25 protein-coding genes are annotated in these 20,818 nt (G+C 44.8%); 6 read left to right on the top strand and 19 right to left on the bottom strand.

Annotation, left to right across the window (positions count from 1 at the left end):
* Nucleotide 1 precedes the first annotated feature (1 nt).
* The 4 genes from BLW16_RS19555 to BLW16_RS19570 all read left to right on the top strand — a co-directional run bounded on the left by BLW16_RS19555 (nucleotide 2) and on the right by BLW16_RS19570 (nucleotide 2,493).
* On the top strand, nucleotides 2–766 hold the full coding sequence (locus BLW16_RS19555) for a Rossmann-like and DUF2520 domain-containing protein (protein WP_090559565.1): 765 nt from the start codon (nucleotides 2–4) through the stop codon (nucleotides 764–766).
* 14 nt (nucleotides 767–780) lie between these two features.
* The gene (locus tag BLW16_RS19560; RefSeq protein ID WP_317039983.1) at nucleotides 781–1,362 is read left to right on the top strand and encodes a KdsC family phosphatase; all 582 of its coding nucleotides are present in this window, start codon (nucleotides 781–783) and stop codon (nucleotides 1,360–1,362) included.
* 105 nt (nucleotides 1,363–1,467) lie between these two features.
* Nucleotides 1,468–1,851: a hypothetical protein gene (locus tag BLW16_RS19565; RefSeq protein ID WP_090559567.1), complete on the top strand. Its 384-nt coding sequence runs from the start codon at nucleotides 1,468–1,470 to the stop codon at nucleotides 1,849–1,851.
* Between the two features lie 72 nt (nucleotides 1,852–1,923).
* Nucleotides 1,924–2,493, top strand: coding sequence for a Maf family protein (locus BLW16_RS19570; RefSeq protein WP_090559568.1), 570 nt, complete (start codon nucleotides 1,924–1,926; stop codon nucleotides 2,491–2,493).
* Here the strand turns inward: BLW16_RS19570 and BLW16_RS19575 are convergent.
* The 9 genes from BLW16_RS19575 to BLW16_RS19615 form a co-directional block, all read right to left on the bottom strand.
* Nucleotides 2,469–3,398, bottom strand: a complete 930-nt coding sequence (locus BLW16_RS19575) for a Ppx/GppA phosphatase family protein (protein ID WP_090559569.1) — start codon at nucleotides 3,396–3,398, stop codon at nucleotides 2,469–2,471. The genes BLW16_RS19570 and BLW16_RS19575 overlap by 25 nt on opposite strands.
* A 29-nt stretch (nucleotides 3,399–3,427) precedes the next feature.
* Entirely contained in the window at nucleotides 3,428–4,759 is a 1,332-nt protein-coding gene (locus BLW16_RS19580; protein WP_090559570.1) for an ABC transporter permease, read from the bottom strand.
* 4 nt (nucleotides 4,760–4,763) lie between these two features.
* The gene (locus BLW16_RS19585; RefSeq protein WP_090559571.1) at nucleotides 4,764–5,669 is read right to left on the bottom strand and encodes an ABC transporter ATP-binding protein; all 906 of its coding nucleotides are present in this window, start codon (nucleotides 5,667–5,669) and stop codon (nucleotides 4,764–4,766) included.
* A 146-nt stretch (nucleotides 5,670–5,815) separates the two neighbouring features.
* Nucleotides 5,816–6,898: an AI-2E family transporter gene (locus BLW16_RS19590; protein ID WP_090559572.1), complete on the bottom strand. Its 1,083-nt coding sequence runs from the start codon at nucleotides 6,896–6,898 to the stop codon at nucleotides 5,816–5,818.
* A gap of 92 nt (nucleotides 6,899–6,990) precedes the next feature.
* The gene (gene dnaJ, locus BLW16_RS19595; RefSeq protein ID WP_090559573.1) at nucleotides 6,991–8,169 is read right to left on the bottom strand and encodes a molecular chaperone DnaJ; all 1,179 of its coding nucleotides are present in this window, start codon (nucleotides 8,167–8,169) and stop codon (nucleotides 6,991–6,993) included.
* A 2-nt stretch (nucleotides 8,170–8,171) separates the two neighbouring features.
* The gene (locus tag BLW16_RS19600) at nucleotides 8,172–8,759 is read right to left on the bottom strand and encodes a nucleotide exchange factor GrpE (protein ID WP_090559574.1); all 588 of its coding nucleotides are present in this window, start codon (nucleotides 8,757–8,759) and stop codon (nucleotides 8,172–8,174) included.
* Nucleotides 8,760–8,885: 126 nt separating this feature from the next.
* Complete coding sequence (locus BLW16_RS19605; RefSeq protein WP_090559575.1) at nucleotides 8,886–9,569, bottom strand: cell division ATP-binding protein FtsE; 684 nt, start codon at nucleotides 9,567–9,569, stop codon at nucleotides 8,886–8,888.
* Between the two features lie 4 nt (nucleotides 9,570–9,573).
* The gene (locus BLW16_RS19610; protein WP_090559576.1) at nucleotides 9,574–9,777 is read right to left on the bottom strand and encodes a fructose-6-phosphate aldolase; all 204 of its coding nucleotides are present in this window, start codon (nucleotides 9,775–9,777) and stop codon (nucleotides 9,574–9,576) included.
* Between the two features lie 330 nt (nucleotides 9,778–10,107).
* Nucleotides 10,108–11,127 carry an acyl-CoA reductase gene (locus tag BLW16_RS19615; protein WP_090559577.1) on the bottom strand — a complete coding sequence of 340 codons (1,020 nt, stop codon included), beginning with the start codon at nucleotides 11,125–11,127 and terminating at the stop codon, nucleotides 10,108–10,110.
* A gap of 78 nt (nucleotides 11,128–11,205) precedes the next feature.
* Here BLW16_RS19615 and BLW16_RS19620 point away from each other — a divergent pair, with 78 nt between their 5' ends.
* The gene (locus BLW16_RS19620) at nucleotides 11,206–11,556 is read left to right on the top strand and encodes a 4Fe-4S dicluster domain-containing protein (RefSeq protein ID WP_090559578.1); all 351 of its coding nucleotides are present in this window, start codon (nucleotides 11,206–11,208) and stop codon (nucleotides 11,554–11,556) included.
* A gap of 64 nt (nucleotides 11,557–11,620) precedes the next feature.
* Here the strand turns inward: BLW16_RS19620 and BLW16_RS19625 are convergent, their stop codons facing one another.
* Nucleotides 11,621–12,070: a universal stress protein gene (locus BLW16_RS19625; RefSeq protein WP_090559579.1), complete on the bottom strand. Its 450-nt coding sequence runs from the start codon at nucleotides 12,068–12,070 to the stop codon at nucleotides 11,621–11,623.
* 109 nt (nucleotides 12,071–12,179) lie between these two features.
* Here BLW16_RS19625 and BLW16_RS19630 point away from each other — a divergent pair, with 109 nt between their 5' ends.
* Nucleotides 12,180–12,959, top strand: a complete 780-nt coding sequence (locus BLW16_RS19630; RefSeq protein ID WP_090559580.1) for a C40 family peptidase — start codon at nucleotides 12,180–12,182, stop codon at nucleotides 12,957–12,959.
* Between the two features lie 320 nt (nucleotides 12,960–13,279).
* On the opposite strand, the gene BLW16_RS23060 is transcribed toward BLW16_RS19630, so the two are convergent.
* From BLW16_RS23060 to hisD, 9 genes are all read right to left on the bottom strand, one after another.
* Nucleotides 13,280–13,480 carry a DUF6934 family protein gene (locus BLW16_RS23060; protein WP_139298361.1) on the bottom strand — a complete coding sequence of 67 codons (201 nt, stop codon included), beginning with the start codon at nucleotides 13,478–13,480 and terminating at the stop codon, nucleotides 13,280–13,282.
* Nucleotides 13,481–13,601: 121 nt separating this feature from the next.
* Nucleotides 13,602–14,498 carry a WD40 repeat domain-containing protein gene (locus BLW16_RS19635; RefSeq protein WP_090559581.1) on the bottom strand — a complete coding sequence of 299 codons (897 nt, stop codon included), beginning with the start codon at nucleotides 14,496–14,498 and terminating at the stop codon, nucleotides 13,602–13,604.
* Nucleotides 14,499–14,507: 9 nt separating this feature from the next.
* On the bottom strand, nucleotides 14,508–15,095 hold the full coding sequence (gene hisIE / locus BLW16_RS19640) for a bifunctional phosphoribosyl-AMP cyclohydrolase/phosphoribosyl-ATP diphosphatase HisIE (RefSeq protein WP_090559582.1): 588 nt from the start codon (nucleotides 15,093–15,095) through the stop codon (nucleotides 14,508–14,510).
* Nucleotides 15,092–15,847, bottom strand: coding sequence for an imidazole glycerol phosphate synthase subunit HisF (gene hisF, locus BLW16_RS19645; RefSeq protein ID WP_090559583.1), 756 nt, complete (start codon nucleotides 15,845–15,847; stop codon nucleotides 15,092–15,094). The genes hisIE and hisF overlap by 4 nt, the downstream gene beginning before the upstream one ends.
* A gap of 3 nt (nucleotides 15,848–15,850) precedes the next feature.
* Nucleotides 15,851–16,600: a 1-(5-phosphoribosyl)-5-[(5-phosphoribosylamino)methylideneamino]imidazole-4-carboxamide isomerase gene (gene hisA, locus BLW16_RS19650; protein ID WP_090559584.1), complete on the bottom strand. Its 750-nt coding sequence runs from the start codon at nucleotides 16,598–16,600 to the stop codon at nucleotides 15,851–15,853.
* A gap of 4 nt (nucleotides 16,601–16,604) precedes the next feature.
* A complete protein-coding gene (gene hisH, locus BLW16_RS19655) occupies nucleotides 16,605–17,195 on the bottom strand; it encodes an imidazole glycerol phosphate synthase subunit HisH (RefSeq protein ID WP_090559585.1) in 591 nt (196 codons plus the stop codon).
* 104 nt (nucleotides 17,196–17,299) lie between these two features.
* Nucleotides 17,300–18,433 (bottom strand): bifunctional histidinol-phosphatase/imidazoleglycerol-phosphate dehydratase HisB, encoded by a 1,134-nt coding sequence (gene hisB / locus BLW16_RS19660; RefSeq protein ID WP_090559586.1) that lies wholly within the window; start codon nucleotides 18,431–18,433, stop codon nucleotides 17,300–17,302.
* Between the two features lies 1 nt (nucleotide 18,434).
* Nucleotides 18,435–19,481, bottom strand: coding sequence for a histidinol-phosphate transaminase (gene hisC / locus BLW16_RS19665; protein WP_090559587.1), 1,047 nt, complete (start codon nucleotides 19,479–19,481; stop codon nucleotides 18,435–18,437).
* The gene (gene hisD, locus BLW16_RS19670; RefSeq protein WP_090559588.1) at nucleotides 19,471–20,769 is read right to left on the bottom strand and encodes a histidinol dehydrogenase; all 1,299 of its coding nucleotides are present in this window, start codon (nucleotides 20,767–20,769) and stop codon (nucleotides 19,471–19,473) included. Before hisD ends, hisC begins: the two co-directional genes overlap by 11 nt.
* Nucleotides 20,770–20,818: the final 49 nt, after the last annotated feature.

Raw genomic sequence — 20,818 nt, forward strand, 5'->3', positions numbered from 1 at the left:
AATGAACATCGTCTGCATTGGTTCAGGAAATGTGGCAACACACCTGGCTATCGCTTTTAAGGCGATGGGCGCCGAAATCGTGCAGGTATGGAGTCAGGACAGCAAGAATGCCGAGATTCTTGCGGCACTGACCAAAGCAAAGCCCATTCAAAGCTGGGAGGAGCTGGACCGCTCCGCAGATTGTTATGTCATCGCTGTTAAGGATGACGCCATTGAGACAGTCGCAACCCATCTGAAAGGCGTAAAGGGTATTGTGGTGCATACTTCCGGGGCAACAGCAATGGATACCCTCGCTGGCGCGGGAAGCGGATATGGTGTATTGTATCCGCTACAAACCTTCTCTAAAACCAAAGCAATAGACCTTAAGAAAGTACCTTTTTGCATAGAGGCCGACCGCCCGGAGAGCCTCGAAAAAATAGCTGCTATCGCACAGCTGCTCAGTCATGAAGTTGCTGAAGTGAGCAGTGAACAGCGTAAAATACTACATCTTGCGGCCGTTTTTGCCTGTAATTTCAGCAACCACCTCTACCATTTGAGCAGTCAGTTACTGGCACAGCACCAGCTGAAGTTTGACCTGCTCAAACCGCTGATCACGGAGACTGCAGCAAAAATACAATATGCCTCAGCGGCAGAAGTACAAACCGGGCCTGCGGTAAGGGGCGATGAAGAAACCATGCGCAAACACCTGGATTTGCTGAAGGACTCGCCAGAGCTGCATCACATTTATGAATTGCTTAGCAATAGCATTAAAAAAGCACAGCGATAACAGAATTACCGTTTTTGCTTCTTATTTTTGGGAACCATTATGAATATTTATCAATTGAGAGTCAGGCGATGCTGCTGCAAAAACTAAAAGAAATTACCACCTTCATCTTTGATGTGGACGGAGTGCTGACTACCGGCGATGTGCTCGCTTCGGAATCCGGAGAGCTCCTGCGCACTTTTAATATCAAGGACGGGTATGCTTTACAGCTGGCGGTCAAAAAGGGTTACCACGTATGCATTATCTCCGGCGGAAACGGACAGGCGATGGCAAAACGTTTTGCCGGACTGGGCATACCCGATGTATATCTGGGGGTATCCGATAAAGTCCAGATCTTTAATCATTATCTTGATATATACAGTATCGATGCCGCTGAGGCATTGTACATGGGTGATGATATTCCAGACCTGAATGTGATGAAGCTGGTTGGCGTTGCCACCTGCCCTGCAGATGCTTCATCTGATATTAAAGCAGTTTGCAGTTATATTTCTCCCTATAAGGGAGGAAAAACCGCTGTCAGGGACGTGATCGAAAAAGTTTTGAAGATACAGGGAAAGTGGTTCGATGCAAATCCTTCTGCGGCTGATTCCGGCAAATAATTTTTATAACCGTTTAAACCTTCCCCAATTTTTTCACTCTATTCTGAAAACAAAGCTTAAACAGGATCTGGAATTATTCAGTCCTCAAAACTTAAAAAGATTCTTATGAAAAAATTATTGATTATTTGCGGCATGTTATTCAGTACGATAACATTTGCACATGCACAAGTTGGAAAAATGATGGGTACCCCGGAAGAACGGGCTACTAAAATGACTACTCAGCTGACCGAAAAACTGGCACTTACAGCAGATCAGCAAACTAAAGTAAAAACAATCCTTCTGGACCAGAACACACAAATGACCAAAGCGCGTGAAGATGCAGGTGAAGACAGAAAAGCGATGCGTACCAAAATGATGTCAATGATGCAGGAGAGCAATACAAAGATCAATGCAGTGTTAACTGACGATCAGAAAAAAGCATTTGCTGCTTATCAGGAAGAAAGAAAAGCTGCCATGGCAAACAGAATGGGCGGACGGGGAAATAACTAATCCCAAAACAAATATCAAATAATAGAAGCGGCTCCTGGCCGCTTTTGTTATTTTAGCACATTATTAAATCATATGTACAAGCAAACCACTCCACTGATCCTCGCCTCTAAATCACCGCGCCGCCAGGAGCTTATGCAAGCCATGGGGCTCCATTTTAACGTGCTTTTAAAGGAAGTTGATGAAAGTTACCCCGATCAGCTTTCTCCCGCGGAGATTGCCTGTTATATCGCTGAAAAGAAAGCACTGGCCTTTACTGCTGAGCGGGAAAACAGCCTCGTCATTACGGCCGATACGATCGTCGCTTATAACGGGGAGATCATGGGTAAACCCGCTGATGCCACACATGCACTTGAAATGTTAGCTAAACTTTCAGGAACCGCCCACCAGGTATATACTGGGGTAAGCCTTGCCTATAGGGATCAGCTCAAAACTTTTTATGATAGGACAGAAGTATGGTTCAGGGTGCTTAGCGAAGAGGAGATTGAACATTATATCAGCAATTATCATCCCTTCGACAAAGCAGGTTCTTACGGAATTCAGGACTGGCTGGGTTTTATCGCCGTAGAGAAAATCATTGGTTCCTATACCAATGTCATGGGCCTGCCTACAGAAAAACTTTATATGGCATTATCGGATTTCTGATCTTCCCAGCTACTGTAGAGAACACCCATCTTAAGGTCATAGGTAGAGAGGCTGATGGATCTCAGGCCGGTCTTCTCCATTACATAACTGGTGATCAGCGCTGCAATGACAATCATATCCACCCTCAGCGGGATGAGGTTTGGCATGGCTGTCCTTTCCGCATGGCTTGAACCCACCAGTTTTGCAGCGAGTCTCTTGTAGTCTTCTGCATCCAGCGAAGCTGAACTTATACTTTTGATATCAATATCTTCCAGCAGCATTGCTGCGAAGGTTTCGAATGCGCCGGCAGAGCCAATGAGTACTTCGGGCTTGTAAATAACACAGGCCTGCAGCAGGTCGGGCAGTTCCTTCGTCAGCCGCTGCCGGATGGACAGCTGATCTCGGGTACTGATCGGGTCTGAGTGAAAATATGCTTGCATGAGCCTTGCAGCCCCGATATTATAGCTTTTCTTCCAGAGATAACCCTCTGCATTACAAATGATAAATTCGGTACTTCCCCCGCCGATATCCATGATGAGGGAAGTTGTGCGGATAATGCCGGTGGCTTTAACCCCCTGGAATATAAAGGCCGCCTCATCCTCCCCGCTGATCACTTCAATAGCAATCCCGGCCCTGTCTGCTGCCGAGCTGACAAAATCTGCCCCGTTTGCCGCGCTGCGTATGGCAGAGGTGGCAATGGCCCTGACCACCGCCACCTCATGCCGGTCAATTTCGTTTCTGAAATCTTTCAGCGTTGCAATGCCCCGCTCAAAAGCTTCGGGAATGATCACATGATCGTTAATGCGGCCTTCGCCAAGCCGTACAGGAACATTGGTTTTATAGATCAGGGTTACACCTTTAGAAGATATTTCTGCTATAATCAAATGGAAGGTATTTGTACCGAGATCTATGACTGCTGCTTTCATTCTTTTTTATCAAATAACGATTAAAGATATCAATTCTTATAAGTAAACCACTTGATCATTTCTTTCAGGCTGGTTTTCTTGCCGTACATCAGTATTCCTACCCTGTATATCCTGGAAGCCACCCATACGGTGCCTATGAAACCCAGGATCAGCAAAACCATTGATAGGGCCAGCTGCCAGTCGGGCACACCATAGGGTAACCTTACCATCATTGCGATAGGAGAGGTAAAAGGGATGACAGATAACCAGAATGCAATATTTCCGTAGGGATCATTTGTGACCACACTTAAGGAGAGCGTGTACCCCAGCAGCAGCGGCATCATGACGGGAAACATAAACTGCTGCGTTTCCGTTTCGCTGTCTACAGCAGAACCTATTGCAGCATATAATGCGCTGTAAAACAGGTAACCCCCTAAAAAGAAAAACAGGAACAAGGTGATGATCTTTGTCAGGTCAAGGTTTGCCAGGCTTTTCTGTATATTTCCGACCGGGCTTTTGTCCGTTGCCTCTTTGATCATCTTATCTTTGTTCTGCTGCTGCAAAGCTGCCGAAACCGACGTTTCAGTGATACCAGTTTTACCGGCATAGATCTTTAGCACAGCGGTGGAGATGATCCCCGTCAGCACGATCCACAGGATGAACTGTGTAAGGCCCACCAGAGCTATCCCGATGATCTTGCCCATCATCAGCTGAAAAGGTTTTACTGAAGAGATCATCACCTCTATGATACGGTTTGTTTTTTCCTCGATCACGCCACGCATCACCTGGATGCCGTACATCAGGATAAACAGAAACATCAGTATTCCGCCTGCATAGGCGATAATGGTACTGGCACCGGCGCTGGAATCTTCTTCTTTGCCTGTTTCACCGATTTTCTTTATGTCGATATCCACTGATGATTTCAGGTTATCGAGGTCCTTCTGGGCCAGCCCGCTTTGTTTCAGTTTCTGGTTGCGGATCGCATTTCCGATATCGTCGGCCACCCTTGAGTTTAAGCTCATGCCGGCCTGTTTGGTACCCAGCAGCTGTATCCCCGATGGGGCATCCAGGCTGAACCCGGGTAGGTAAAGCACATAATCATAACCTGTTTTTGCCAGTTCAGCTTTCATCTGCGGCAGTGATTTGTTTACATAGGTATACGTTGCATTTTTTGAAGAGATGAGTTTCTCGGTCAGGGTTTTGTTATTGTTCACTACAGCTATTTTATTGGAGCTACCTTTGATTCCCTGGAGGGAGAAATAGATCATCATACCGTAGAACCCGGCAATGATCATGGGCGTGGTCAGTGTCATCACTATGAATGACTTTTTCTTTACCCTTGACAGGTATTCTCTTTGTATAATGAGTAAGATCTTGTTCATGGCGTTAATCTTTGGTTTTAACCTTGTCAATAAAAATATCGTTCATCGTAGGGATCACTTCGTCCAGGCGCTGAATATTTACCACCGGCAGTAATACAGACAGGAGCTGGTTAGAGGTTTGCCCTTCTTTCAGCTGTACTTTTAGTGTTGTCTTTCCCCTTTTGATATCCTTATACAAAATATCAAATATACCGGATGGAAGTTCAGTATTGTAATCCCCTTCATATTCCACCCAGTAGGTATTGTTCCTGTACTGTTCTTTGATATCTTCAACAGCACCATCCAGGATCTTCCTTGAACGGTGTATCAGGGCAATGCTGTCACACAGTTCCTCTACGGATTCCATGCGGTGTGTGGAGAAGATAAAAGTTGCACCCTGTCTGTTCAGTTCCAGGATCTCGTTCTTTATAATCTCTGCATTTACAGGGTCAAAGCCGGAGAATGGCTCATCAAGGATGATCAGCTCCGGCTGATGTAAGACCGTGACCACAAACTGCACCTTTTGCTGCATCCCCTTACTCAGATCTTCTACTTTTTTATTCCACCAGCTGCCCATTTCCAGTTTCTCGAACCAGTATTTTACCCTTTTGGTGGCTTCAGCCATGCTGAGGCCTTTCAGCCTGGCCAGATAAAGCACCTGTTCGCCGATCTCCATTTTTTTATATAAGCCGCGTTCTTCAGGCAGATATCCGATCCGGGAAATATGATTTGAATTTAAACGCTGTCCGTTAAAGATCACCTCTCCGCTATCGGGGGCCGTAATTTGTGTGATGATCCTGATAAGGGAGGTTTTGCCTGCGCCATTGGGGCCCAGAAGCCCGAATATTTTTCCCTGCTCTACCGTCAGACTTACATCATCGAGGGCACGGTGCGCCGCATATTGTTTCACAATATTGTTTACGCTTAACATAGAAATAGTTTTAGTTCTATATTAGTATATAAAAGAAAGGAAATGTTACAAAATTAATCAGCATTTGAGGCAGGGGAGAAAAATCAGCCTTCTTTTACTGCCGGAAGCGTCCCATTGTGGTAAAAATGCGTTTAAATATGATGTTGTTATTTTGCAAGCAACAGCTTAATTTTGTCAATTAGACCGGTTTTTTTATTGCGCTGGTTTTCTGTTCCAATCAGAAAGCCGTAAGGCTGCAGCTGGGGCACCCGGTCACATATGATTTTAACGATTCCCAGGAGGGGGATGGCGAGAATCATTCCCGCAACGCCCCATACCATTTCTCCGAGAACGATCACCAGAATTGTAAAAAGCGGGTTGATGTTCACCTGTTCCCCTACGATAAGTGGTTCTAGTATATAGGTTTGGATAAATTGCACCAGCGCATAGGTGACCAGTACCCCGATGATCATTTTGGTATCTCCACCCTGTGCTACCACGGCCAGCACTGTCAGGGAGGTACCTGTAAGATTGCCTATAAAGGGAATGATCTCGAGAATTCCGCAGAGCACTGCAAAGAAGATGGCGCTTTCAACACCTACAATACTAAATCCGATGCCGTACATTACCCAGAGCAGTACGATCATCATGCCCAGTCCGCTTAAGTACTGCTGTGCTACATCTCCGGCCTTATGGACAATATGATCAGCCGTACTCTTGTCGTCTGGCGGAACGAGTTTGAGGATGAATTTTTTGATGTGTGAACGGTATACCAGAAAAAGAAACATGTAGACAATGACCAGTATGGTATTGACCATGATTCCCATGATGCTGCCTGCAAAGGTTGCCAGCATAGTCCCTGCACTGCTTCCTGCGCTGCTTTCTTTTGCCATTTGTTGCTGCTGCTTCATCGTGATGCCAGTACTTTCATGCAACCAATGGCGGAGATTGGTGAACAGGGTCACCACCCGCTCTTTCATAAGGTCTATATTATCAGCAAATCCGCTCAGTTGCCAGGCCAGTAAAAATACGATAACAGCAATTGCAGAAAGAAAGATCACTATGCAAAGGAAGGAGGCGAGGCCCCGGCTCATTCCTATCCGTTCAAACCATCCCGATAAGCGGGAGAAAAGCATTGCAAATACTGCAGCGAGGGCCAGGGGGATGAGGAAACCGGCAGCAAAATACAAGCCGGCAAATGTTAAAAAAAAGAAAAGTAGTGTGTAAATGCTTTGTTGAAGTCTATCCATAATTGTTCACACAACAACACTTTTTTATTAAAGTTTTCCGGCATAAAAAAAGCCACCTTTAAAGGGTAGCTTTTTTTATTTGTCCGGATATATTATTCGAAGTATTCTTTCATTTTTTCGAAGAAGCTCTTGTCGTTTTTACCTGGCTGAGGTTTAAAGTTGGGAGAATCTCTTAATTTTTCAAGGATACTGCGTTCTTCACTGCTCAGTACTTTTGGTGTCCAGATATTCACATGAATGATCTGATCTCCGCGGTGGTAAGAATTTACTTCAGGAATACCTTTAGCTTTCAGCCTCAGCAGCTTTCCGCTTTGTGTTCCGGGTTCAATTTTAATCTTCGCTTTTCCATCGATCGTAGGTACTTCTGCACTATAACCGAGGGCTGCGTCAACAATGCTCAGGTGCAGGTCATACACCACATTATTACCTTCGCGTTTCAGCGTTTCATGAGGGATTTCCTCGATCAGGATGATCAGGTCTCCCGGGATACCGCCGTTAGGGGCAGCATTCCCTTTTCCGCTCATGCTCAGTTGCATACCGTCACTTACTCCTGCAGGGATATTGATTGAAATGGTTTCCTCACCGCGTACGGTTCCTTCACCATGACAAGATGTACATTTGGAAGTGATCTGACTGCCTGATCCGTTACAGGTAGGGCAGGTAGAGGTAGTTTGCATTTGCCCCAGAATGGTATTGGTCACCCTGCGAACAGAGCCACTTCCACCACAGCTTTTACAGGTACTGATAGAAGACTTGTCTTTTGCACCGCTACCGTCACAGGTTTTACAAACCACCTGTTTGTTCACCTTTATTTTTTTCTCTGCGCCATGCGCTATTTCCTCAAGAGTAAGTTTTACCTTAATACGCAGATTGGATCCTTTGGCCACACGCCTGCCGCCGCCGCCGCCGCGCTGCTGCCCGCCGAAAAAGCTTTCGAAAGGACTGCCGCCACCACCGCCGCCACCAAAGATATCGCCAAACTGGCTGAAAATATCTTCCATATTCATGCCGCCGCCGCCATAACCGCTGCCGCCACCTGATGCTCCTCCAACACCGGCATGACCGTAATGGTCATAACGTTGTTTTTTCTCAGGGTTGCTCAGCACTTCATACGCTTCAGCTGCTTCTTTGAACTTATCCTCCGCCGTATGGTCATCCGGGTTTTTGTCCGGATGGTATTTTATAGCCAGCTTTCTGTAAGCTTTTTTAATCTCTTCAGGTGAAGAGTTTTTAGCTACGCCAAGGATATCGTAATAATCTCTTTTACTCATAATTAACTACCAACAACAACTTTTGCAAAGCGGATCACTTTGTCATTTAACGTATAACCTTTTTCTAATTCGTCTATAACCTTTCCTTTCAGCTCGTCTGTAGGGGCAGGGATTTTAGTAATAGCTTCATGAAGATCTGTATCAAAAACAGTATTGATACTTTCCTGTTCTTTCAAGCCTTTCTGCGCCAGAATGCTTTTAAGTTTGGTATGTACCAGCTGCACTCCCTCACGGATGGCGTTGATATCAGTAGCGTTTTCAGTCGCTTTATTTGCACGGTCAAAATCATCAAGAACAGGAAGCATAGAGATGATTACATCCTTACCTGCTGTCTGTAAAAGTTCTACACGTTCTTTCTGTGTACGTCTTTTAAAATTATCAAATTCAGCAAAAAGACGTAAGTATTTGTCATTCAGCGCTGCATTTTCCAATTTTAGCTTTTCTTCTGCAGAAATCTCCTCCACCGGTTCTGTAACTGTTTCTTCAGTTGCCGCACCTGCGTCTTCGTTTTGCTCTTGGTTCAACTGCTCTTCAGCAGTGTTTTCCGTAGTAGGATTTTCTGTATCGTTCGGTTTCTTCTTGCTAAACATACTATAGTAGAATTTTTGTGTATAAAGTCAAAATGTTTGCCAATGGAATATATCAGCCATGCTGTCAGTTTTGTTTGAACAACACTGTACATATTGGCTGAAAAGGAAAATTTTGTCAGGAATAGCCTAGTTTATTGTGGCATCCTCATGCACTATGCCGGCCTCACATTTGATAATGCGCGATGGTAGGGTGCGTATGATATGGTAATCATGTGTGGCCATCAGTACCGCTGTTCCGCTCTGGCTGATCTGTTTTAACAGCAATACGATCTCTTCAGAAGTATCGGGGTCTAAATTTCCGGTAGGCTCATCAGCAAGAATAATATCAGGGTTGTTCAGCAGCGAACGTGCGATGACTACACGCTGTTGTTCACCACCGGAAAGCTCATGCGGCATTTTCCTGATTTTTGAGCGCAGGCCTACTTTTTCAAGTACGTCCTTCACACGTTCTTCGATCAGTTTTTTGTCTTTCCATCCGGTAGCTTTCAGCACAAAGTCGAGATTTTTTTCAACTGTCCGGTCTGTCAGCAGCTGGAAATCCTGGAATACGATACCCAGTTTCCTGCGCAGGAAAGGAACATCCCTTTCCGCCAGTTTTTTCAGATCGAAGCCGGCTATCTGTCCTTCTCCGTTACCAATATGAAGATCCCCGTAAATGATTTTCAGCAAACTGCTTTTTCCCGATCCGGTCTGGCCGATTAAAAATACAAATTCACCTTTGTCTATATTGAGGTTTACGTTGGATAACACCAGGTGTTTCTGTTGAAATACATCTACGTTCTTTAAATTGATAACCGCGTTTCCTGTCATTGTTTTAAATATCTAATTTTGCAATCTGACCAAATGGTAGTTCTTTTACCAGGTCCATAATGTAAGGCAGCTTGTGGCCAAGGCCCAGTTTATCGAGCGACTTGTCTGGCCTGTCTACCCTGAAATAGGCCAGCAGCGTAAACTTATCGTCCCTTAACTGAACATAGTCTGGTATTTTGGCAATGCCTTTAACTTTGATTACATACATTTTGTTCAAAAATAGTGTTTCAAAATGAGAATTACGAAACGAAGAATACTGTTACACTACTCTTTTATGCATCTTATTGTTTTGGAACGATCTTCTACTGCAATCTACGGCGTTATTAAGTGCTCTTATACGACCTGTAAAGGAATGTCCAACCAGTCCTCCCGAACATAGCCCATGCGTACTTTCCGGATGCCACAGCTATACCGCGGCTATACCCCCTTAGGCAAGGCCGGGGTATAGCTGTGGTAAGGTTTTGCTAAGATCGGGGTATGCCCGGGCAGACCGCAATAACAAAATAATCAGATCACCGTAAGAGTTAACAGTTATCCGTTATAGGCTGTTCAGGAAATCTATAGTATTCACATTATCTGCGTAATCCCATAAGGCAGGATGCTGACTCTGGCCGAAGGTTACGATACCACTTTCAAGCTGAAGTTCAGTACTGGTAACCACACATTGAATGTTGTCCTGCATAGAGATAAGCTTTTCATTTAAATCATTCAGGCTTTTGTAGTATTCAAAATACAGGACCGCAAGCGGAGAGGAAAGGCCTGTATCTTCTTTTAATAGCAGGAAGCCATTGTCATAGTGCGGGGCAGAATTTACAAGATAGATCGATTTGTTATAGTCGTAGTTGTTATTGTATTTAAAATGATTGATGATGGGCTGAAACTTTTCCAGGGGTTCGAAGAAATTTTTAATCTCATAACCTTCGGGAAGATAGATCTTGGACACGTTACGGCAGCCGAGACCAAAGTAGTCAAAGATATCGTGGCCAAGCAGGGCTATGTCTTCTGTCTGTTCTTTGCCGTTCAGTACGGCGATGCTGTTCCTGTTCTTCCTTATAATGTTAGGTACCTTTCCGAAATAGTAGTCGAAATACCTGGATGAATTGTTACTGCCGGTAGCGATAATGGCATCAAAATCTTTGAGGCGCTCTGCGAAAACAATTCTTTTTCCAAGTGCCGGTTCAAAGATGACCAGCTGTCTGAGCAGTGCCGGGAGCAGTTTATTATCTGAAGAAGAGAGCTTAATCACTGCAGTATTTCCGGTAGCCAGTACGCAAAGTATATCGTGGAAGCCCACCATAGGGATATTTCCTGCCAGGATCATTCCAATGTTTTTCGGGGTTCCGGTTACCTTAATCCCTTCAAACCATTTTTCCAGCGCTGCGGGGTTCAGCATCTCCCTGAAGGAGGATAGGGACCGCTGCACTTCTTCCGGCTGGAACCACGCATTGTGATGAATTGCTAAATCGGTTACGCTGTTGAATTCATCATCTGGCTGATTCAGGAAATCACTTAGTTTGTGAAATGCAATAATTAACTTTTCAGCGGTAAGGCTTGGCATGTTTGGAATGATTTTAAAGGATAAATTGTTATATTTGCAGTGCAAAGGTAACTTTAGCAAATAGATTTATACTAAGACATGGCTATTAAAATAACAGACGAATGTATTAATTGCGGAGCATGTGAGCCTGAATGCCCAAATAATGCAATATATGACGCAGGTACGGCCTGGCGATTTTCAGATGGCACCAATCTGGACGGAATCATTGATTTCGGTGACAAGGAGATTGATGCTGGTGCGGCACAGGAAGCAGTTTCTGACGAGGTTTATTATATCGTGTCAGACAAGTGTACAGAGTGCAAAGGTTTCCATGATGAGCCTCAGTGTGCCGCTGTTTGCCCTGTAGACTGTTGTGTGGATGACGAAGACATCCGTGAAACAGAAGAAGAATTATTGAAGAAAAAAGCCTGGTTACACCAGGAAGGCTAGTCCTGAGCATCATAAAACAGAAAAGGACGCATATGCGTCCTTTTCTGTTTTATGATGGATTTTTCTATACCTCGGCTTTGTTTGGAATGATCAATACAGGACATGCAGATTTGCGTGCCACATGTTCTGCAACACTGCCCATCAAAAAGTGGTAGAGACCGCTTCTGCCATAAGTACCGATCACGATCAGGTCGGCGCCCCATTCTTCAGCCTGGTTGATGATGCCGTGTGCAGCGCTGTCAATTACACTAAGATATGTTGTCTTTACGCCACCGGAATAAGTTTTTTCTAGTTCTTCGAGTAATACATGGCTATGTTCCTCACTGTTATCATAAGTTTCGAGGAAAACTGGTGCAATGGTAAGATCCTGGTTGATCGTAGCAGGTATAGGCTCTATGATATTGGCGAGCGCAACCTCTGCATCAAAGGTCTTTGCCAGTTCATAGCCCGATTTTGCAGCCTTCTCAGCGCAGGTACTATTGTCAACGGCTATTAATATCTTCCTGAAGTTCATAAATATGAGTGATTAATTTGTAATACCAAATTAACAATTTTATGAATCAAATGTTTAAAATGAGGTTTATTAGTTCGGGATCATTATTTTTACGCACCGATATTTTACTATGGAACAGAAATTCGCGATTTGCAGAGTAGCCATTGCAGCCCTGAGGCCGGCGGCCTCTGATAAAGCAGAGATTGCCACACAATTGTTATTTGGAGATGCTGTTGAAGTACTCGGACAGGCTGAGCCCTGGTGGCGTATCCGTAATGCTTATGACGGTTATGAAGGCTGGATGGATTTTAAACAGCTGACTGTGATTACCCGGGAAGAATATGAGCGTAACCAGAATTATCATACCCTGGTACCGCCGGCGGTACTGAATACGGTTACTGCTGCGGACGGCAGCCAGTTCTATTTGACTGCTTCGGCTAATTTGCCTGCTTATGCAGGCGGATCATGCGAAATCGGGGGGAATAAGTTCGGGGTAACGTTTGAACCTTACCAGGTACCTTCAGCTACTGAAGAGAAAATTAAAGAACTGGCCATGTTTTTCATGAATGCACCTTATCTGTGGGGCGGAAGGACTTTGTTTGGGATTGATTGTTCGGGTTTCTCTCAGGCTGTATATAAACTTGCGGGTATCCGCATCAGAAGGGATGCCTGGCAGCAGGCAGAACAGGGTGATACCGTCAATTTTCTGCCTGAAGTAAAAACCGGTGATCTTGCCTTTTTTGATAATGCCGAAGGCAGGATTGTGCATGTGGGTGTCATATTAAGCCCGGACAGGATCATTCATGCATCAGGAAGGGTACGGATTGATCCGATCGATGACCAGGGAATTTATAATACGGAACTGGGCAGATATACCCATAAGTTAAGGATTATTAAAAGGTTTTTTTAGCGCCTTGGATTATTCCCACTCCCAGATGATCATCATTGTTAAGCAGAGATAGATGCTTATGTTTAACTATATGGAATATTTAGTAATTTATTGTGTATTTTAAATCTGATACATTTGAAATTTTAAATTATATCGTTTACATTTGTATTGTATTTACAGCCAGTATTACTATAAAAAAGATATCGAAAAGAGCTGAGGGAGTTTGCTAAATTATTGGGAGTCAATCTTACCTTCGATAAATCTCTTGATAAATATTCTAAAATAGTGCCGGAGAAAATGAAGGAAAGCAATATACTTTTTCCCAATTCAAAATTCAATTTTTAGGTATTCACCTCCGATAGAAATTCCTTTCTTTTAAATAAGAAGCCATCAAAATTGATACCTCTTTTAAATCGGACTGGGATATAGTCTTTAGCGATTCTGTTCAAACCATAAATATCAAATGTTTCGTTGATCTCTTCATATGCATGATGAATGGCCATTTGATACAACCGTGTTTTTACCGGTGCTGATAAACTCATAATCGAGGTAATCTAATGAAATAGAAATATTATCATACTTTTAGTAGTTCATGAAGCTGAAATGAATAATATTTCTTATAAAGAATATTTCATCTATTTTGCTGTTCTTCAACTCTCGTATTTATTCCCACTCCCAGATCATCACCAACTTATCGTCCCCGATGGTGATCAGGTACCTGCCGTCCGGCGTCCATACCAGTTTATTAATGGAATGGGTGTGCCCGTTTGTGTTTTTCTCTATACTGAGGATCTTGTATAACCTCAGGTCTTCCGCACCCCATAACTTAATGCTTTTGTCCTGGCTTGCTGTAGCGAAATAGGGGAGTACCGGGTTGAAGGCAATTCCATATACACTAAAAAGGTGCGCCGGGATATTGTGCTGGAATTCATAATCAGGCAGTGACCAGAAATTGAGCTGTGCATCCCTGCCGCCTGAGATCAGGTATTTTCCATCAGGCGAATACTGAACTGAGGTTACTGGTAACGTATGTTTTTCCAGGGTATGAACCAGACTGTAGTCCTTCAGGTTGTAGATCCTGATCATATTGTCCTTACAGCCAAAAGCCGCGTATTGCGTATCAGGGCTGATTGCAATCGATCTTACCGTATCGTATGAAACAGGAATACGGTACAGCAAAGAATAATCAGTAAGCGACCATACGCCGACCGTTCCGTCTTCGCTGGCCGTCAGAAACTCCTGCTTGGACGGGATAGCAATAATGTCAAAGACCGGTTTTTCATGCGCCTGAAAGCTGGTCTTAACGGTTTGCGTTTCAAGATCAAAGATATTGACCTCACCACTGCGCTGCCCAACAAAAAGCTGGTCATTGTGATAATGCAGGCTATAAACCGAACTTTTTACAGGCATCAGCACCTTTAAAAAGCTCATTTTTTCCAGTGACCACTCTACTACGCCTTTATCATTTCCACCGGTAAAAAAGATTCCGTCTTTGCCGGAGTTGTCCAGCGCATAGACAGGGTTCTGATGACCACTCAGTGATTTTAGATGTTTCAGCATAATCAGGGTCTATTTGTGCCTGCCTTCCAGGTTTATACCTATATCAGCCAGTGTTTTACCCTTTTCCCTTAGCAGTACCAGCAGGTGGAACACCAGGTCAGAACTTTCATTTACAAAATCCACATCAGTTTCATTGAGTGCAGCGATCACTGTCTCCACACCTTCTTCACCAACTTTCTGTGCGATCTTATTGAGCCCTTTTTTGCGGAGTTTATTCACATAAGATTCCTCTGTAGGGTTGTCATACCTGTCGCCAATGATCTTTTCCAGTTCAAAGATAAAGTTCTGGTTGAAGTTCGTTTTAAAACAGCTTCTGCTGCCGGTATGGCAGGTTGGCCCCACTGGTGTAGCCTTAATCAGTATCGTATCATTATCGCAATCGATATGTGTCTCTTTTACATAGAGGAAGTTTCCGCTTTCTTCTCCCTTGGTCCACAGGCGGTTTTTAGTGCGCGAATAAAAGGTCACTTTTCCTTCTGCCTGTGTTTTAGTCCATGCTTCCTGGTTCATATACCCCAGCATTAACACTTCCAATGTTTGTACATCCTGAATGATTACAGGCACCAAGCCATTGGTTTTTTCAAAATCTATAGTCATAACCTTACTGGTATGTTGTGTTTTTTTAATTCGTTCTTCAGCACAGGGATCGGTATTTCACCAAAATGAAAGACAGATGCAGCCAAAGCGGCATCAACACCTGTAGTTGTAAAAACTTCTGTAAAGTGTTCAATTTTTCCGGCTCCGCCAGAGGCGATGACGGGGATATTGATCATCTGGCTGATCGTTTGCAATAAATTACAGTCGAACCCCTGTTTTGTACCATCATGGTCCATTGAGGTCAGCAGAATCTCTCCGGCACCCAGTTCTTCCGCCTGTTTGATCCATTTTTCTGTTTCCAGTTCTGTGATCAGTCTGCCGCCGTTCAGGTGCACCATATTCCTGCCGCCAACCAGTTTGGTGTCCACGGCAACCACAACAAACTGTACACCAAATACCTTGGCCAGGTCAGCGATCAGCTGCGGGTTTTTCACTGCTGCAGAGTTGATGCTGATCTTATCGGCACCTGCATTCAGCAGTGCTTCGGCGTCAGCGATCTCAGTGATACCACCACCTATAGTAAAGGGGATATTGAGTTGCCTGGCTACAGATTTCACCATTTCGATCATCGTTTTGCGACGCTCATGGGTAGCGGTAATATCCAGGAATACCAGTTCGTCTGCTCCCTGCTGTGCATATTGCCATGCCAGCTCTACGGGGTCTCCGGCATCCTTAAGATCCACGAAATTAACACCTTTTACTGTCCTTCCGTCCTTCACGTCCAGACAGGGAATGATACGTTTACTCAGCATGGATTACAGGGAAGTCATTGCCCTAAGGTTCCATTCCTTGATCTCATCAATAGTGATGCGGTTTTCATAGATCGCTTTTCCAACGACTACCGATCGTACTTCCAGTTTTGCCAGTTCTTCGATATCTTCCATAGAACTCACGCCTCCCGAAGCGATCAGCTTAATGAACGGAGAGTGTTCCAGTAATTTCTTATAGAGGTCTACTGCGGCACCGCCCAGTTTGCCATCTTTGTTGATATCCGTGCAGAGGAACCTGAAAAAGCCCAGTTGAAGACATTTGTCAACGTAATCCATCAGTTTAATCGGAGAGCTTTCCATCCAGCCTGAGTATTTGATCACCTCATCAAGCACATCGATAGCGATCACAATACGGTTGGCATAATCATATTTCTTGCCTACTTCTTTGCTGAGTTCGGCAAGGAAATCAGGATTTGTGATGGCCTGCGTACCGACGATCACGCGGTGAATACCGGCATCAAGCAGGTTGGTTACCTGTTCGATGGTACGGATACCACCTCCGTACTGAACACGCATATCCGTTTTGCGGATAATCTCAAAAAGTTCAGCCTGGTTGCTGAAATCCCCTTTGGCGCCGTTAAGGTCAATAATATGAATGAATTCTGTACCGTTAGACCGATAAGTTTCGATCATTTCGGCAATCGAGACTTCATATACTGTTTTTTGGTTGTAGTCGCCTTCTCTCAACCGGACAACTTTGCCATCTAAAATATCTATAGCGGGAATAATGTACATCTTGTTATTTTAAGTTTGAAAAATTCAATAATAAACGTTCTCCGGCAGCACCGGACTTCTCTGGGTGGAACTGCACCCCATAAAAATTATCCTTTTGTATTGCTGCCGAATATTCCTGGCCATAATCAGCAGTTGCGATTCCAAAAGTAGGGTTATATTCAATAAAATACGAATGCACAAAGTAAAATTGTGTCTGATTTTCAACACCTTCGAACAGTAAATTGTTTTTGATCTCTACATTATTCCAACCCATATGGGGAATCTTGATACCCAGCGCTTTATCAAAGAGTTTGGTTTGCAGGGGAATGATATTCGTCAGGGTGACATCACCCTCTTCGGAATGGTCTGTCAGCAGCTGCATTCCAACACAAATACCCAGTACAGGTTTTGTTAATGACCTGATCTTATCCACTAAACCGCTCTGGTTCAGTTTATCCATTGCTGCCCCGGCATGTCCTACGCCAGGGATAATGATATGTGAGTACAGATCAAATTCTACCTCAGAATTGATCATTCCATAGGTGATCCCGAGCCTGGATAAGGCTGAAGTGAGGGAAAAGATATTCCCTGCCCCGTAATTAACAATACCTACCATCTTTTAATTCCTGTCATTTAATCATCCAACAATTCTGTGTTAACCACTGACCGGCTGTGTTTGTTCTAACATCTCCTATACGAAGATCACAGCTGCAGCGTTACCTACAACAGTCCTTTAGTGCTTGGTAAAACTAACTTTTCTGCGTCTCTTTTGATAGACATTTTTATAGCTTTTGCAAAAGCCTTAAAGATACTCTCGATTTTATGGTGTTCATTGTCGCCCTCAGCCTTCACGTTCAGGTTGCATTTTGCGGCATCACTAAAAGATTTGAAGAAGTGGTAGAACATTTCGGTAGGCAGGTCACCCACTCGTTCGCGTTTAAATTCTGCATCCCAGACTATCCAGTTGCGGCCGCCGAAATCAATGGCTACCTGCGCGAGGCAGTCATCCATAGGCAGGCAGAAGCCGTAACGTTCTATACCCAGTTTGTTTCCCAGTGCTTTGGCAAAGGCTTCGCCCAGGGCAATACCTGTATCTTCAACGGTATGGTGCTCATCAATATGCAGGTCGCCTTTGGCAATCACCTTCAGGTCTATCCCGCCGTGACGGGCAATCTGGTCCAGCATATGGTCAAAAAAGTTCAGTCCCGTTTTAATGTCGCCTTTTCCCGTTCCGTCAAGGTCGATGCCGATCTCGATATCTGTCTCATTGGTTTTCCTGACGTGGTGAAATTGTCTGCTTCCTGCTTTCAGGAAGGTGTAGATGTCTACCCAGTGCTGTGTCTGCAGCGCGATATCATCCGTCAGTGTTTCAGCTTTCTCCAGAATTTCATTTGCGCCCAGCAGGTCATTGTTCCTCAGCCAGATTGCTTTTGCACCGAGGTTTTTTGCCAGGATCACATCATTGATCCGGTCGCCGATCACAAAGGAATTGGCGAGGTCATATTCGCCGGTCAGGAAATGCTGCAGCAGACCGGTATTTGGTTTACGTGTGGGGGCATTTTCATGGGCAAAGGTTTTGTCAATGATCACTTCAGAGAATACAACGCCTTCACCGGCAAAGGTATCCAGTATGAAGTTATGAACGGGCCAGAAGTTCAGTTCAGGGTGGGAATCTGTTCCCAGACCGTCCTGGTTGGTCACCATGATCAGTTCAAAATCCAGCTCAGCGGCTATTTTGGCGAGGTAGTACAAAGACTTCGGGTAAAACTTAAGCTTTGCGAATGAGTCGATCTGTTCATCTTCAGGTTCAGTGATCAGGGTACCATCCCGGTCTATAAAAAGGAACTTCTTCATATTAGTATGTTAACGATTTTAAAGCGGACAACAGTATTTCATTTTCTCGTGGTGTACCTACCGTAACCCTGAGGCAGCCATCACATAAGACCACCTTTGAGCGGTCGCGGATGATAATTCCCTGTTCCACCAGTGCATTGTATGTCCCTGCGGCGTCTTCCACCTCAGCGAGTACAAAGTTGGCGTCTGAAGGATATACTTTTTTAACCATTGGGAGGTCTGCGAGTTTCTGGCTGAGCAGTTCCCTTTCCGCAACAGTGATTTTGATCCAGTCGTTCACCTGTGCAACATGCTGCAATGCAGCTAAAGCAAGGTCTTGTGTAGACTGGCTGATGTTGTACGGCGCTTTCACCTTATTCAGGATATCGATCACGATGCTTGACGCAAAGGCCATTCCGAGGCGTAATCCTGCCAGTCCCCATGCCTTAGAGAAGGTCTGCAGGATCACCAGCTGCGGGTATTCCGTGAGTTCCTGGATGAAAGTGCGTTGTTTGGCAAAGTTGATGTAGGCCTCATCGATGATCACCAGGCCTTTGAAATTAGCCAGAACGGTTTCAATGTCTGTGCGGACGATTGAATTACCCGTTGGGTTATTCGGCGAGCAGATGAAGATCAGTTTCGTGTATTCATCAATGGCTTCAGCTATCCCTTCCAGGTCAAGCTGAAAGTTTGGCAGCAGGTTCACCTTGCGGATCTCCACATCATTGATGTTTGCAGATACCTCATACATGCCGTAGGTTGGCGGAAGGATGATCACGTTGTCCTTTCCGGGGTTGCAGAAACACCTGAAGAGCAGATCGATCGCTTCATCACTGCCATTTCCTAAAAAGGTATTTTCTATCGGCACACCCTTTATTTTACTAAGGGCATCTTTCAGGTCCAGCTGCAGCGGATCGGGGTAGCGGTTAAAGTTTTCCGGCAGGGGAGAGCCAAAGCTATTTTCATTGGCATCTAAAAATACACTCGCCTGTCCTTTATATTCATCTCTTGCGGTAGAATAGGGACGTAGGTTTTTAATGTTTTCTCGTTGTAAGTTCTTAATATCCATTTCTTGATTTTAAACGAATAGTGATCGCATTTTTGTGCGCCTGGAGCCCTTCGGCTTCGGCTAATATTTCTACAGTAGGGCCAATGGCCGTTAAACCTTCCGGGCTGATATGCTGGAAAGTTATCTTTTTTATGAATGAATCTATAGATACACCCGAATAGGCTTTTGCAAAGCCGCTGGTGGGTAAAGTATGGTTCGTGCCCGAGGCATAATCCCCGGCACTTTCAGGGCTCAGGTTTCCGAGGAAAACAGAACCTGCATTGCTGATCATCGGGATCAGTTCGCTGAAAGTATCTGTTGCCAGGATCAGATGTTCAGGGGCATAGGTATTGCTGAAATCCATTGCCTGCTGGGTATTCTCTACCAGCACTGCATAAGAATTTTCTATCGCCTGTGCGGCGATAGCTTCCCTTGGCAAAGCTTTCAGCTGAATTTCTACCTGTTCAAGGGTCTCTTTAATCAGCTCTGAGGAGGTGGATACGAGGATGGCCTGGCTATCTGCACCATGTTCTGCCTGCGCCAGGAGGTCTGAAGCTACAAAAGCGGGGTTTGCGGTTTCATCTGCAAATACCAGCACTTCTGAAGGGCCGGCGGGCATATCTATGGCCGTCATTCCTGAGGCCAGGACCAGCTGTTTGGCCTGTGTAACATAACGGTTTCCCGGGCCGAAGATCTTGTATACCTTAGGCAGCGTCTCCGTGCCGAAGGCCATCGCCGCGATCGCCTGTGCGCCGCCCGCCATATAGATTTTTTCGATACCCAGCAGCAGGGCGCAGTAGGCAAGGTAACAATTGGTCTTACCGTCTTTCTGGGGCGGGGAACAAACGACAATCTCCTTACACCCGGCCAGTACGGCAGGGATAGCGAGCATGAGAAAAGTACTTGGAAGTACCGCTGTTCCGCCGGGGATATAGAGGCCTACGCGTTCAATTGCGCGGGCTTCGCGCCAGCAGGAAACACCGGGCATTGTTTCCACTGCATCCTCTTTGTATAACTGCGCGGCATGGAACTTTCTGATATTGGCACAGGCGGTATCAATGGCGCTTTTTGCATCTTCAGGAATCGTTGAAGCAATCTCTTCGATCTCCTGTTTTTCAATATAAAGCTGCTTCAGTTCCACCTTGTCAAAATCCCGGGCGTAACTGAACAGCGCTTTGTCGCCTTCGGCTTTAACCCTTGAAATGATGTTCTTCACCCGGTCTGCGATAGCGTCATCGTCAGAGAGCTGTCTTAAACAGAGGTCTTCAATATTCTGTTTAGATAAATCAGTATAACTGTAGATTTTCAATGTTTTATGTTTTTGTGTTAACCAATAGTTAACAGTGAATGCCTGGATA

Source organism: Pedobacter hartonius (assembly GCF_900107535.1).
GTDB lineage: Bacteria > Bacteroidota > Bacteroidia > Sphingobacteriales > Sphingobacteriaceae > Pedobacter > Pedobacter hartonius.